Origin of the sequence: Campylobacter concisus, assembly GCF_002914195.1 — a bacterium.
Classification (GTDB): Bacteria; Campylobacterota; Campylobacteria; order Campylobacterales; family Campylobacteraceae; genus Campylobacter_A; species Campylobacter_A concisus_M.
In genome coordinates, this window is sequence record NZ_PPAU01000090.1 from 318,035 (window position 1) to 331,350 (window position 13,316).

Sequence of the window (13,316 nt, forward strand, 5' to 3'; positions counted from 1 at the left end):
GATGCAAATTTTTACTAAAGCAAAAGTTTATGATTTTATGCGTTTTAGATTTGCTTCACTAGCATTTTCTATATTCTTATTTGTTGGCTCTATTGTTTTACTTGCTACAAAGGGGTTAAACTACGGCATTGATTTCTCTGGCGGTACGCTTATTCAGCTAAAATACGACACCAAAGCGCCACTCGATAAAATTCGTGATGCTTTTGGCACAAATGAAGTGCTTAAAAACGCCTCTGTTACTGAGTTTGGAAGCGAAGATGAGGCTGTTATTAGATTTTCAGGATCAAGCTCAAATTTAACTGGTGACATCGGCACTGAGATAAAGCAAATTTTAAAAGATACTGGAAATTTTGAAGTAAGACGTGTTGATATCGTTGGACCAAAGGTTGGTGACGAGCTTAGAGAAAAAGGCTTGATGGCTCTTGGAATTTCACTAATTGGCATATTAATCTACATCACATTTAGATTTGAGTGGCGTTTTGCGCTTGCTGCGATCGCAACTGAAATTCACGATATAGTTATAACTGTTGGTGCTATTTCGCTATTTGATATTGATGTAAATTTGGACACGCTAGCGGCTGTTTTAACGGTGCTTGGCTACTCTCTAAATGATACGATCATCATTTTTGACAGGATAAGAGAGGGTATCAAAGAGAGTAAGCGAACTGACATCGAGGGTGTTATCAATGAGTCAGTCTCAGCCACACTTTCAAGAACTATCTTAACTTCAGCAACTACGATGATGACAGTTCTTGTGTTATTTTTATTTGGTGGAGATATGATACATGGATTTTCATTTATTCTTATTGTTGGTATTATCATAGGAACGATCAGCTCGATCTATATCTCTTCGCCGTTTCTTATCTGGTTTAAATTTAGCATCGAGCATTTTAGAAGCAGAGAGACTGAAAAGCAAAAGATAAAAAAAGAGCGCGAAAAAGAGCGTGCTATGTTTGAGAAAGGCGTTGTGTAAGGAGGGATAATGAACTGGGGAAAAGTTATCTACATATTTTTTGCATTGATGAGTCTTACGACTACGGCAGAATTTTTATATGATAAAAACGAGATTGCACTCTTTGTGGCGGCTAGTATAAATTTGGTTTCAACGCTACTTAAGATCGGTGTTAAAAATTTACTCTCAGCTGAGCTTTTTGCAAGCTCGCTGGTTGCTGATTTACACCTTATACCAGCTTTTGTTATTTTGCAAGTCTCTGAAAATATAACACTTAGCTATTCGTTGGCTATTGGTGCAGTCATTGCAAATATATTTTCACTAGCCTTGGTTTTAATAGAATCAAGTAAAGCTCAAGAAGAATTTTAGGAGAAAAAATGGCTGAAAAGAGAAAATATGAGCCTTTAAAGATAGAAAAAAAATGGCAAGAGATTTGGGATAAAAATGAAGAATTTGAACCAAAAGACGATCTAAGCTTGCCAAAAAAATATATCCTAAGTATGTTTCCTTATCCAAGTGGGCGCATACATATGGGGCATGTAAGAAACTACTCTATCGGCGATGCACTTGCTAGATCATATAGAAAAAGCGGCTACAACGTGCTTCACCCTATTGGCTTTGATAGCTTTGGTATGCCAGCTGAAAACGCAGCCATAAAACATAAAATTCACCCTAAAATTTGGACTTATGAAAATATCGACTATATGAAAAAAGAGCTAGCAAGCCTTGGCTTTTCATTTTCTAAAAAGAGAATTTTAGCCACGTCTGACCCACTTTACACAAAATGGGAGCAAAGCTTTTTTATAAAGATGTTTGAAAAAGGGCTTGTTTATAGAAAAAATGCAATTATAAATTGGTGCGAATACGATCAAACTGTGCTTGCAAACGAGCAGGTGGAGGATGGCAAATGCTGGAGATGCGGCAACGAAGTGGTGCAAAAAGAGCTTCCAGGATATTACTTTAACATTACAAAATACGCTAGCGAGCTACTAGATGATCTAAAAACGCTTGAAGGCAAATGGCCAAATCAAGTAATTACAATGCAAGAAAACTGGATCGGCAGAAGCTACGGCTTGGAGTTTAAATTTTATCTTGATGAAGCTTCAAAAGAGGCTTTAGGTGGTAAATTTGACGGCTTTGAGGTATTTACTACAAGGGCTGATACGATTTACGGCGTTAGCTACACAGCCCTTGCACCTGAACATCCTATTGTAAAAGCATTGCTTGAGAGTGATAAAATTGATGAAAACAAAAAGACAAAGATAAAAACAATCCTGAACCAAAGCCCAAGAGAGCGTCAAGCGAGCGAAAAAGACGGAGAATTTTTGGGAATTTACGTCGTTCATCCACTCACAAATGAAAAGATCCCAGTTTGGGTTGCAAATTTTATCCTAGCTGACTATGGCAGTGGCGCTATCATGGCAGTCCCTGCGCATGATCAAAGAGACTTCGAGTTTGCGACTAAATTTAATCTACCTATAAAACCAGTCGTAAAGCCACTTGAGGGTGAGAGTGACGGCTCTAAGGCCTATTCAGAGTATGGAATTTCTATAAATTCTGAGCTGATAAACGGTCTTGGCTCAGAGGAGGCTAAAAGCTTTATAATAGAGAAATTTGAAAAAGATGGTTTAGGCAAAAGGATTACAAACTATAAATTAAGAGACTGGGGAATTTCTCGCCAAAGATACTGGGGTGCGCCAATACCTGTCGTGCACTGCAAATGCTGCGGCGTAGTGCCTGAAAAAGAGGAAAATTTACCTATCGCGCTACCAGAAGATGTTGAGATCACAGGCGAGGGCAATCCTTTAGATAAACATCCAACTTGGAAATTTACAAAGTGTCCAAAATGCGGCCAAGATGCGATCAGAGAGACTGATACGATGGATACGTTTGTAGAGAGTAGCTGGTATTTTGCTAGATTTGCGAGCGATGAGAAGACGTGGGAACAAAAAGCGCTTGATGAAAAGAGCGTGAATTATTGGATGAATGTAGATCAGTATATCGGAGGCATCGAGCATGCGATCTTACACCTTTTATATGCTAGATTTTTCCAAAAGGTCTTAAGGGATCTTGGCTATCTAAGAGATGATGAGCCGTTTGAAAATTTACTAACTCAAGGCATGGTCTTAAAAGATGGTAAAAAGATGAGCAAAAGTAAGGGCAATGTTGTAGATCCTGATGATATTATCAGTAAATATGGCGCCGATACGGCAAGGCTATTTATCCTTTTTGCAGCGCCTCCTCAAAAAGAGCTTGAGTGGAACGATAGCGCAGTTGAAGGCGCTTTTAGATTTTTAAATAGGCTTTGGGAGAAGGCACAAACTATCAAAAAGATAGACGAACTGCCTCAGATAGATCATGAAAGCCTAAACAAAGATGAGAAATTTGCAAGACTAAAAATTTATGAAGCGCTTAAAAAATCAACCGAGGTTTTTGGCGACACATTTGCTTTTAATACATTGATCGCTGCTTGCATGGAGGCACTAAACGCCATAAATGCACAAGATAACGAAGATGTAAATGCTGAAGGCTTTTTCATCATCTTAAATTTACTAGAGCCTATCGTGCCGCATATCGCAAATGAGCTTAGCGAAGAGCTTTTTGGTAGAAAAAATTTCACAAAGATAGCCGTAAAAGAAGAGGTTTTTGTAAAAGATAGCATAGCTCTTGCAGTTACAGTAAATGGCAAAAAAAGAGCCGAGTTTGAAGTGGTAGCAAGCGAGAGCGAGGGTGAAATTTTGAAGCTAGCTAAGCAAAATGTTGCTAAATGGCTTGAAGGAAAAGAAATTTTAAAAGAGATTTATATAAAAGGCAAATTAGTAAATTTTGTCATTAAAGGATAAATTTTGAGATATTTTTTAGCGTTTTTTATTGCGATATTTATCTGCGGATGTGGTTATAAACCAGTTTCAAAGATCACACATGATCTAGTTGGCGATAAAATTTACGTTGATGTGATTATCAGCAAAGAAGAACCAAAAAATAGCGTTTGGATAAAAGACGCTGTAAAAGAGGGCATGGTCGCAAGGCTAAATAAAAATTTATCAAGCAAAGAGAGTGCTGATACTTCGATAATAGTTTCAGTTAATAATTTAAGCTATGAAGCAATTATTTATGATGAGTTTGGCTACATTACGTCATATAAAGCACATTTAAGCTTAAATTATAAGACTAAATTTAAAGATGGTAGCGTGGTTGATATTCCAGCCACTGGCGAGTATGACTTTAGTGTCGCAAGACGTCAAAAAGATGTAAGATTTGCTGACAGTATTCTTAGTGATACTCAAAAATACGAAGCTATCAAAGAGGCATCAAAAGAGGCCTTTGATGAGTATATCGCAAGTTTAGCGGTAAAAGGATATAAAAATGGCAGCAGTAACCGTTAGTCAAATAGTCAAGGAAGCCTTAAATGAGATCAAAGATCGCCATTTGATGCTAACGCCAGAGAATTACACTGAAGTCTATAATGAAATTTCTAAAAAATATGGCTTTACAACAGAAGAGAGTAAAAAGATAGAAAAATATATCTCAAGGCTTGGCGATGAATATAAAAATCAAGCCCTAAGCCTTCATATAAAGACGGTCGATGAGTTTGTCGCTTTTATGACTGCCAGGCTCTCTAGGGGTGCTCAACAGGGAGCAGGATTTGCGACTGACGATAAAAAATTACAATCACTAAACGCATTTGCTAGAAGAATTCTCCAAGCTATCTCAATGCTTCACAATAAAGATGCAAAAAGCTTAGCAGAGCAAAGTATGCAGCTACTTGCTAGAAGATATGATGAGAAAAATCTTGAAGAAATGTGCCTTAGATGGTTTGACTTTGTTAGCTCTTACGACACTGAATTTTTAGAATTTTTGAAATATTATGGTGTTAGAAATTTTGATGATTTAAAGACAATGAGTTTTGAACTTGAGAAATTTCTTACACAAAAAGATGAAGATGGCGAAGAGGATGTTTTGATTCAGCTTTTAAGCCTTACTCTTGAGCCTTCTATTACAAAGGATCTTGATGAAGAGCTTAGCATGATAAGAAGTACTTTGAAGCAAAATCCTAAAACCTTAAATAGCAAAGAATTTCAAGAAAAGGTAAAGGCATTTGTTGATCGCAGAATAGAAGAAGATAGAACGGAGATCATAGAAAAAGTTGGTTCGCTAAATAATGTTTTACAAAATATAAGCGAGAGAATTTCTGATATTGCAGTTAGTTCACAAAGTAGTTCTGATAAAGTAAAAAGCATTAAAAATGATCTAAAAAATGTAAATTTAAATACAAATAGCATCGATCAAGTAAGGAGCATGCTTATTGAGATCGCTGGTGCTTTGGAGATCGAGAGCAAAGAGCTTGGTATCGAGATGCACAATAGGCAAGCTACTATCTTAGAGCTTCAAAACAGAGTAAATAGTCTTGAAAAAGAGCTTGAGGAAGCTAAGTTGGAGAGCAAAGAGGACTTTTTGACAAAAGTATCTACTAAGCGTGCTTTGATGAACGAGATTCAACGCATTGAAGAGGCATATAAACGCTATGGGACTGACTATTCTATCTGCTTTGTTGATATTGATCATTTCAAAAGCATAAACGATACTTATGGGCATGAGGCTGGAGATGTTATTCTTTCAGCAGTGGCTCAAGTGCTTAAGAAAAACGCTAGAAAGGTTGATTTCGTTGGTAGATATGGCGGTGAAGAATTTGTAATCTTGCTTCCAAGCACTGGTTTAAAAGATAGTGTTAAATTTGGAGATAAGCTAAGAAGCATGATAGAAAATTTTAAATTTATCTATAAAAATGAGCGTATTAAGGTTACTATAAGCTCTGGTATAGCGACAAGAAGTGCAAATTTAAGCGAGACGATGACGCTTGAAGCTGCTGACAAGATGCTTTATCTCTCAAAAGAAAATGGCAGAAATCAAGTAATGCCAAAGATAATCGAGGAAAAATGAGCCTAGCTAAATTTCTTGATGGCAAACCACTTTACTATAAAGAGATTGACTACGGCAGGATCATTAGAGCGTATGCGACTATAAAAGAGCATATAAAGCCATTTAAGATTATTCACATAATAGGTACAAATGGTAAAGGAAGTACTGGACGCTTTTTAGCGCAAATTTTAAGCCAAAATGGCGCAAAAGTAGGACACTACACGAGCCCGCATATATTTAAATTTAACGAGCGATTTTGGCTAAATGGTGAGGTCGCTAGTGATGAAATTTTAGAAGCAGCTCACGAGCGCTTGCAGGCTCTTTTAAGTGACGAGTACAAGATAAAAACAAGCTATTTTGAGTATATGACGCTGCTTTCTGCCGTACTTTTTGAGGATTGCGATTATTTTGTCTGCGAGGCCGGCATGGGTGGTGTGCTTGATGCGACAAATGTCTTTGAAAAAGAGCTAAGCATTTTTACTCCGATCGGCTTTGATCACACAGCGATACTAGGAAATAGCTTAGAAGAAATTTCACGCACGAAGTTTGAAGCTATGGGCAAAAGAGCTATTTTAAATGATGAGATGAACGAGATAAGCGTTACTATCGCAAAAGAGATCGCAAGCGAGAGGGGCGCAATTTTGAGCTTCCCAAGAGAAATTTTAACCAAAGAAAATTTAAATGAGATCGCAAACTATGCAGATAAATTTAATCTACCAGAGTTTTTACGATCAAATTTAACCCTAGCCTACGCTGCTGCTAAAATTTTAGATAGCGGTATAGACATAAAAAAGCTTGGTGCTCTTACGCTTCGTGGCAGATGTGAAAAGATCACCTCAAATTTATACGCTGATGTCGGTCACAACGAGCTTGGCGCAAAGGCTATAGCTAAGAAATTTAGCTCTAAAGAGTTTAGTGACAAGAAGCTAACTCTAGTTTATAACTCATTTTTAGATAAAGATTTCAAAGCTGTCTTAGCAGCTCTAAAGCCAGTTATTGATAGCGTGCTACTTTATCACTACCGCTGCGAGGGCAGGGAGCTTGGCGGAGAGCTCATAAATAAAGCGCTAAATGAGCTTGAAATTTCACATAGAGAGTTTGAGCCAAGCGATATGAATGATATAAAAGAGGCAAAAAACGGCAAAATTTATCTAGCCTTTGGCTCATTTCATCTAGCCGAAGCCTTTTTAAAAGAGTACTATGCAAGCAAAGGTCTATGAGTATCTTTTAACACACGCCCCACAAATTCTCATCTGTGAAGATGATAAAGAGGCGGCACTTTGTGCTGATGCGGCCAGTTTTGCTGGCTTTAACGTTTTTAAATTACCTGATTTTAGAGCTAAAAAGGGCGATGATCTAAGAAGCTTTAACGAAGAGCTTTTTGAAATTTCATCCGTTCTTAGCAAATACTATAAATTTGATGGCAAAAAGATTATCATAAGCCCATTTAGCACGCTTTTAAACCCACTTCCAACGCAAAAAAACCTAGAAAGCTCAACAATCAAGCTAAAAGACAATCTAAATTTAAACGAATTTGCCGACTTGCTCATACGCTTTGGCTATGAGTGCGTCGATATCGTTGAGAGCGTTGGCGAGTTTAGCATACGTGGAGAAGTGATCGACATTTACGGCGTAAATATGGATGATCCTGTTAGGATTTTGCTTTTTGGTGATGAGGTTGAGAGTATAAGAAACTATAACACCGCCACGCAAATTAGCAATAAAGCTGAGCTAAGCGAAGCTGAGATCGTGCCATTTATCGCAAATTTGAGCAAAGATGAGTTTGAAAAAGTTAGCCAAAAGATTGAGGATATGCAAAGTGACGCCTTGGTGAGTGATCTAAATTCGCTTGGATTTTGGGCGATAGATAGCTTTAGTGACTACTTAAAAGAATTTGACTCAAAACTTGTTAAAAAGATCGATTTTGAAATTTATGATGTGCCTGAGGAGAAATTCAAGGGCATTGAAATTTTACCTGAGCCAAAGGTTTATAAAGATCTTGAGGTTACTTTAAATTTTGACTTTTTTGAGCTAAATAAGAGCAAAAGCATAACCGTTCTTTCAAGAAATGAAGGGCTTTTTAAGGGCTATGAGCTTGATGGCTTTGCTAATGTAAAGCTTGAAATTTCGCCCCTTGTAGTAAATTTAACCTCAAGTGATAAGATCGTAGTCTCACTTAATAAATTTGAGAAAAAAAGACGAGTTAAACGCTCAAGTCTCGTGGTGGATGAGCTAAAGGTAAATGACTACGTCGTGCATGAAGATTATGGTATAGGCAGATTTTTGGGGCTTGAAAAGATCAAGGTTTTGGGCGCGACGAAGGAATTTGTGGTTATCGCCTACCAAAATGATGACAAGCTTCTTTTGCCGGTTGAGCATCTAAATTTGATAGACCGCTACATCGCGCAAAATGGCTCTATGGCGGTGCTTGATCGCTTAGGCAAGGCAAATTTTGCCAAGATAAAAGAAAAAGTTAGAGAAAAACTCTTCGCGATCGCTTCAAAGATCGTGGCGATGGCGGCAAAAAGGGAGCTGATCGCAGGCAAAATTTTACAAAAAGAGGATATCTCTTATTTAAATTTCGTTCAAGATGCTGGCTTTTCATACACGAACGATCAGCAAAAAGCGGTAAATGATATAAAAGATGAGCTAAAAAGCGGGAAAGTTATGGATAGGCTGCTTAGTGGCGACGTGGGTTTTGGCAAGACTGAAGTTGCGATGAACGCCATATTTACCTGCATAAAATCAGGCTTTAGCGCATTTTTCTTCGTACCAACGACGCTTCTTAGCTCGCAGCATTACAAGACGCTAAGCCAAAGATTTAGCAAATTTGGCATAAAGGTCTTTAGGCTGGATCGCTTTTCAAGTGCAAAAGAGAAATCAAGCCTCCAAAAAGCGCTAAAAGAAAATGAGCCCATAGTTTGCGTGGGTACGCATGCGCTTCTTGGTGTAAAGGCTGAGAATTTAGGGCTTATAGTGGTTGATGAGGAGCATAAATTTGGCGTTAAGCAAAAAGAGCAACTAAAAGAAATTTCTCAGCACTCACACATCTTAAGCATGAGTGCCACTCCTATACCAAGAAGCCTAAATATGGCGCTTAGTAAGATAAAAACATATAGCATTTTAGCCACTCCGCCAAGCTCGAGGCTAGATGTCAGAACAAGTGTGAGAGAGTGGGACGAGAAGGTCGTCAAAGAGGCGATCATGCGTGAGCTAAGACGCGGCGGGCAGACCTTTTACATCCACAACCACATCGCAGACATCGAGCAGACAGCAAATGAGCTAAGAAAAATTTTGCCAAAGCTTAGAATTTTGATACTTCACTCAAAGATAAATGCAAAAATAGCTGAAGATGAGATGATGAAATTTGAGCGGGGCGAGTATGACTTATTGCTTTGCACTAGCATCGTTGAAAGCGGCATCCACTTGCCAAATGCAAACACCATAATCGTAGAAAATGCCAATAAATTTGGCATGGCTGACCTTCATCAGCTCCGCGGTCGCGTGGGCAGAAGCGACAAGCAGGCCTACTGCTACTTTTTGGTTGAGGATAAAGATGCCATTAGCAAAGATGCGCTAAAACGCCTTGTAGCACTTGAGGGTAACTCATTTTTGGGTGCTGGCTCGGTGCTAGCCTATCACGACCTTGAGATAAGAGGTGGCGGTAACATCATCGGCGAGGCGCAAAGTGGCCACATCGAGGCTATCGGCTACTCGCTATATCTAAAAATGCTAGAAGATGAGATAAATAAGCTTCTTAATCAAGACTCTGCAAAGCTTGATAAGATCGATCTAAAGCTTAGCGTGAGCGCCTTTTTAAATCAAGAATTTATAAGAGAAGATAGGCTAAGGCTTGAAATTTATAGACGCCTTAGCAAGTGCAAAGAAGTGAGTGAAGTCTATGAGATACAAAGCGAGCTTGAGGATAGATTTGGCAAAATAGATACGTTTACAAAGCAGTTTTTAGATGTCATTATCATTAAAATTTTAGCTCTAAAAGCCGGCATAAAAACGATCTCAAACAGCGAGCAAAACATACTAATAACAAAAAATGATGATGAGAAGATCAGGCTAAAGTCACGTAGCAAGGACGATGACGATGTTTTGGCTGAAATTTTGGTCTATCTAAGAAAGGATAAGAAGTGATAGATTGGGGTGTGAAATACGCAGCGATTTATAAAAGTACAAAAGGGATGTTAAAGCCGGTTGAGGATATCGATTTTGTCGATATCGACTCGCTTTACGGGCTAGAAAAACAAAAAGAAATTTTACTAAAAAATACTCTAAATTTTATAGAAGGTAAAGATGCAAATCACGTGCTTCTTTGGGGCGAGAGAGGATGTGGCAAGTCAAGCCTTGTAAGGGCTGTTTTTACTAAATTTTATAAAGCTGGACTTCGCATCATCGAGATCGGCTGCGAGGATCTAAAATACCTTGGCGACATCATTGATGAGATCAGAAAGAGTGAGTTTAAATTTATCATTTTTTGTGATGATCTAAGCTTTGAAAATGGCAGCAATGAGTATAAATTTCTAAAGCCTATAATGGATGGCTCTATCCAAAAGCCGCCAAAAAACGTGCTTTTATACGCTACGTCAAACCGCAGACATCTAATAAGCGAGTTTAAAAGCGAGAATGAAAACTCAGAGCTAATTGACGGCGAAATCCATTACAGCGATGCAGCTCAGGAGAAAATTTCTCTATCCGATCGCTTTGGTCTTTGGATCAGCTTTTATCAAGGCAACTACGACGAGTATCTAAAAATGGTTGATTTTTACTTTAAAGACTACGCAGGCAACAAAGATGAGCTTCACACACTTGCTAAAAATTTCGCAACGCTAAGAGCCAGTAGAAGTGGGAGAACAGCAAAGCAGTTTTATCTAACTTTTAAAGAAAATTTAAAATGACTTCAACCGATCTATTTTTAACCTTGTTTAATCACAAAAACAAAAATTTTGATGAGCTAAAATGGCCAGGCGAGGGTACTTTCGAGGTTATTTTGGGAGCTATCTTGGTGCAAAATACTAACTGGAAAAATGTAGAAAAAGCTCTAGATAATCTAAAAAACGCAGGTAAAGATAGCCTGCAAGGCATTTGTACGCTTGAAAACAGCGAACTTGCCACGCTTATAAAGCCAAGTGGCTTTTATAACACAAAGGCTAAACGACTAAAGACGCTTTGCCAAGCCATAAGAAACGAGTTTGACGACTTTGAAAATTTCAAAGAAAATGTAAGTCGTGAGTGGCTCATAAGCGTAAAAGGTGTTGGAGCCGAGACTTGTGATGCAATACTTGCTTATGCTTGCGGTAAGCCATATATGGTTGTTGATGCTTATGCGCTTAGGATAATAGCATATTTTGACTATATTTTTGAGAGCTACGATGAGGCGGCTGAGTGGTTTAGCTCGCTTGATTATGATGAAATTTATAAAATTCTTGATAGCGAGAAATTTGATGAGATTGAAATTTTAAAACTCTATCACGCTCTTATTTTGGAGTTTTGTAAAGAGAATTTCAAAGGTAAAATTTTAAGCCAAAATGGTCAAAAAATATTAAGCAGCATTAAAAATTAAACTACTAATATGTAACAACTCTTTATAAATTTGCCAAAGATTGGGGCTTTTTATAATCTATTTTAAAATTCTGTGCTAAATTTACACAAAATTTATCTTATTTATTTTAGGAGGAGTGATGATTTACGATAACATCGTTAAAACGATTGGTAATACACCTATCGTAAAGGTAAAAACAGGTGCTGATGAAGCCGAAATTTACGTAAAACTAGAGTTTTTTAACCCAGGTGGCTCTGTAAAAGATAGGATCGCATTTAATATGATAACCAAAATGCTAGCTGATGGTACGCTAAAACATGGCGATACGATCGTTGAGCCAACGAGCGGAAATACTGGCATTGGTGTAGCGATGTGCGGTGCTGCACTTGGCTTTAAAGTGATACTTTGCATGCCAGAGAGCATGAGTATCGAAAGACGCAAAATAGTAGCTGCTTATGGCGCACGACTTGAGCTTACTCCAGCGTCTGGTGGCATGAAAGCAGCGATCGTAAGAGCTACAGAGCTAGCAGCTCAGCCAAATCACGTAATGCTAAGCCAGTTTGAAAACAAGTATAACCCACAAGCTCACGAGCTAACAACAGCAGCTGAGATTGTGGCTGATTTTAGTAAGCTTGATGCATTTGTAGCTGGCGTTGGTACAGGTGGCACGATAAGCGGCGTGGCAAAAGTTCTAAAAGAAAAGGGCTATGATACTGAGATCATCGCAGTTGAGCCTGAAGCATCGCCGGTTTTAAGTGGTGGCAACCCAGGGCCGCATAAAATTCAAGGCATTGGAGCAGGATTTTTACCAAATACTATGAATATGAGCTTAGTTAGTGAGGTAGAAAAAGTAAGTAACGATGACGCACTAAACGCAGCTAGAGCAATTGCAAAAAGTGATGGACTCATGATAGGTATAAGCGGTGGTGCTGCTTACGTGGCTGCAAAAAGAGTGGCTAAAAGACTTGGCGCTGGCAAAAAAGTACTTTTCATAGCTCCAGACAATGGCGAAAGATACTTAAGCACAGAGCTTTACGGAGCATAAAAATATGTGGGAGAGTCTAAAGGAGCTAGTTCAAACTGTTCGTGAAAAAGACCCATCGGTACATAAGTGTTGCTTTTTGGCAATACTTATAAACACTCCTGGTATTCATGCGGTTTTATTTCATAAAATTTCTCATTTTTTATATAAAAAAGAACATTTTTTTCTAGCTAGACTCATCTCGCAAATTGCAAGATTTTTAACAGGCATTGAGATTCATCCAGGTGCGAAGATCGGTAGGAGATTTTTTATAGATCATGGCATGGGTGTGGTTATAGGTGAGACAGCTGAGATAGGTGATGATGTAATGATGTATCATCAAGTAACACTTGGAGGTACTGGAAAAGAGTGTGGCAAAAGGCATCCGACTGTAAAAAATGGCGTGACTATCGCAGCTGGCTCGAAAATATTAGGTGCCATAACGATCGGTGAAAATGCTAAGATCGGTGCAAACTCAGTCGTGTTAAAAAATGTCCCAGCAAACGCGACAGTCGTTGGTATACCAGCGAGAATAGTTCGAGTAAATGGGACAAAATTTGAACCAGAGTTTATTATCTAAGCTTAAAGATTAGATAAATTTATTCTTGCTTTTTATGCTTTAAAATTTGAGCATAAATTTCGTCTTTTAGCTTTAACTTCTCTTTCTTTAAATTATCAATTTCAGATGGTTTTGCTAGATTGTCGTCTATTTTTTTATTTAGTTCATCATGCTTTTTGCAAAGAGCAGCAAAACGAGCATCTGTTTTCTTTAGCTCATTTATAAGGTCTGTATATTCATGTAACATATCGGCTCCTATAAAAATTTGAGAAATTTTATCAAGACTTTGTAAATGCTTGGATATAAAAAAGGT

The 13,316-nt window shown here is 38.1% G+C and carries 12 protein-coding genes; 11 read left to right on the forward strand and 1 reads right to left on the reverse strand.

The genetic code is table 11. From position 1 onward, the window contains the following. The first annotated feature begins 1 nt into the window (after position 1). The 11 genes from secF (at position 2) to epsC (ending at position 13,024) form a co-directional block, all read left to right on the forward strand. The gene (gene secF, locus CYP28_RS03820) at positions 2–973 is read left to right on the forward strand and encodes a protein translocase subunit SecF (RefSeq protein ID WP_103593136.1); all 972 of its coding nucleotides are present in this window, start codon (positions 2–4) and stop codon (positions 971–973) included. A 9-nt stretch (positions 974–982) separates the two neighbouring features. Further along, a complete protein-coding gene (locus tag CYP28_RS03825) occupies positions 983–1,321 on the forward strand; it encodes a DUF6394 family protein (protein WP_021090699.1) in 339 nt (112 codons plus the stop codon). Positions 1,322–1,329: 8 nt separating this feature from the next. Then, entirely contained in the window at positions 1,330–3,795 is a 2,466-nt protein-coding gene (gene leuS / locus CYP28_RS03830) for a leucine--tRNA ligase (protein ID WP_103593137.1), read from the forward strand. 3 nt (positions 3,796–3,798) lie between these two features. After that, positions 3,799–4,338, forward strand: a complete 540-nt coding sequence (gene lptE / locus CYP28_RS03835) for an LPS assembly lipoprotein LptE (protein WP_103593138.1) — start codon at positions 3,799–3,801, stop codon at positions 4,336–4,338. Next, positions 4,319–5,893: a GGDEF domain-containing protein gene (locus tag CYP28_RS03840; protein WP_103593139.1), complete on the forward strand. Its 1,575-nt coding sequence runs from the start codon at positions 4,319–4,321 to the stop codon at positions 5,891–5,893. Before lptE ends, CYP28_RS03840 begins: the two co-directional genes overlap by 20 nt. Continuing rightward, positions 5,890–7,092 (forward strand): Mur ligase family protein, encoded by a 1,203-nt coding sequence (locus CYP28_RS03845; RefSeq protein WP_054196435.1) that lies wholly within the window; start codon positions 5,890–5,892, stop codon positions 7,090–7,092. Before CYP28_RS03840 ends, CYP28_RS03845 begins: the two co-directional genes overlap by 4 nt. Continuing rightward, positions 7,073–10,018, forward strand: coding sequence for a transcription-repair coupling factor (mfd, locus tag CYP28_RS03850; RefSeq protein WP_103593140.1), 2,946 nt, complete (start codon positions 7,073–7,075; stop codon positions 10,016–10,018). The genes CYP28_RS03845 and mfd overlap by 20 nt, the downstream gene beginning before the upstream one ends. Next, the gene (locus CYP28_RS03855; RefSeq protein WP_103593141.1) at positions 10,015–10,779 is read left to right on the forward strand and encodes an ATP-binding protein; all 765 of its coding nucleotides are present in this window, start codon (positions 10,015–10,017) and stop codon (positions 10,777–10,779) included. Before mfd ends, CYP28_RS03855 begins: the two co-directional genes overlap by 4 nt. Next, positions 10,776–11,444, forward strand: coding sequence for an endonuclease III domain-containing protein (locus tag CYP28_RS03860; RefSeq protein ID WP_103593142.1), 669 nt, complete (start codon positions 10,776–10,778; stop codon positions 11,442–11,444). The genes CYP28_RS03855 and CYP28_RS03860 overlap by 4 nt, the downstream gene beginning before the upstream one ends. A 118-nt stretch (positions 11,445–11,562) precedes the next feature. Next, positions 11,563–12,468: a cysteine synthase A gene (gene cysK / locus CYP28_RS03865; RefSeq protein WP_103593143.1), complete on the forward strand. Its 906-nt coding sequence runs from the start codon at positions 11,563–11,565 to the stop codon at positions 12,466–12,468. Positions 12,469–12,472: 4 nt separating this feature from the next. Further along, entirely contained in the window at positions 12,473–13,024 is a 552-nt protein-coding gene (epsC, locus tag CYP28_RS03870) for a serine O-acetyltransferase EpsC (protein WP_084041512.1), read from the forward strand. A 19-nt stretch (positions 13,025–13,043) separates the two neighbouring features. Here the strand turns inward: epsC and CYP28_RS03875 are convergent, their stop codons facing one another. Next, on the reverse strand, positions 13,044–13,250 hold the full coding sequence (locus CYP28_RS03875) for a YdcH family protein (protein ID WP_103593144.1): 207 nt from the start codon (positions 13,248–13,250) through the stop codon (positions 13,044–13,046). Positions 13,251–13,316: the final 66 nt, after the last annotated feature.

Excerpts from the sequence above, each read along its gene's own strand:
- leuS (WP_103593137.1), top strand. The coding sequence starts at position 1,330 with ATGGCTGAAAAGAGAAAATATGAGCCTTTAAAGATAGAAAAAAAATGG.
- CYP28_RS03840 (WP_103593139.1), top strand. The coding sequence starts at position 4,319 with ATGGCAGCAGTAACCGTTAGTCAAATAGTCAAGGAAGCCTTAAATGAG.
- secF (WP_103593136.1), top strand. The coding sequence starts at position 2 with ATGCAAATTTTTACTAAAGCAAAAGTTTATGATTTTATGCGTTTTAGA.
- CYP28_RS03825 (WP_021090699.1), top strand. The coding sequence starts at position 983 with ATGAACTGGGGAAAAGTTATCTACATATTTTTTGCATTGATGAGTCTT.
- CYP28_RS03845 (WP_054196435.1), top strand. The coding sequence starts at position 5,890 with ATGAGCCTAGCTAAATTTCTTGATGGCAAACCACTTTACTATAAAGAG.
- cysK (WP_103593143.1), top strand. The coding sequence starts at position 11,563 with ATGATTTACGATAACATCGTTAAAACGATTGGTAATACACCTATCGTA.
- epsC (WP_084041512.1), top strand. The coding sequence starts at position 12,473 with ATGTGGGAGAGTCTAAAGGAGCTAGTTCAAACTGTTCGTGAAAAAGAC.
- mfd (WP_103593140.1), top strand. The coding sequence starts at position 7,073 with ATGCAAGCAAAGGTCTATGAGTATCTTTTAACACACGCCCCACAAATT.
- CYP28_RS03860 (WP_103593142.1), top strand. The coding sequence starts at position 10,776 with ATGACTTCAACCGATCTATTTTTAACCTTGTTTAATCACAAAAACAAA.
- CYP28_RS03875 (WP_103593144.1), bottom strand. The coding sequence starts at position 13,250 with ATGTTACATGAATATACAGACCTTATAAATGAGCTAAAGAAAACAGAT.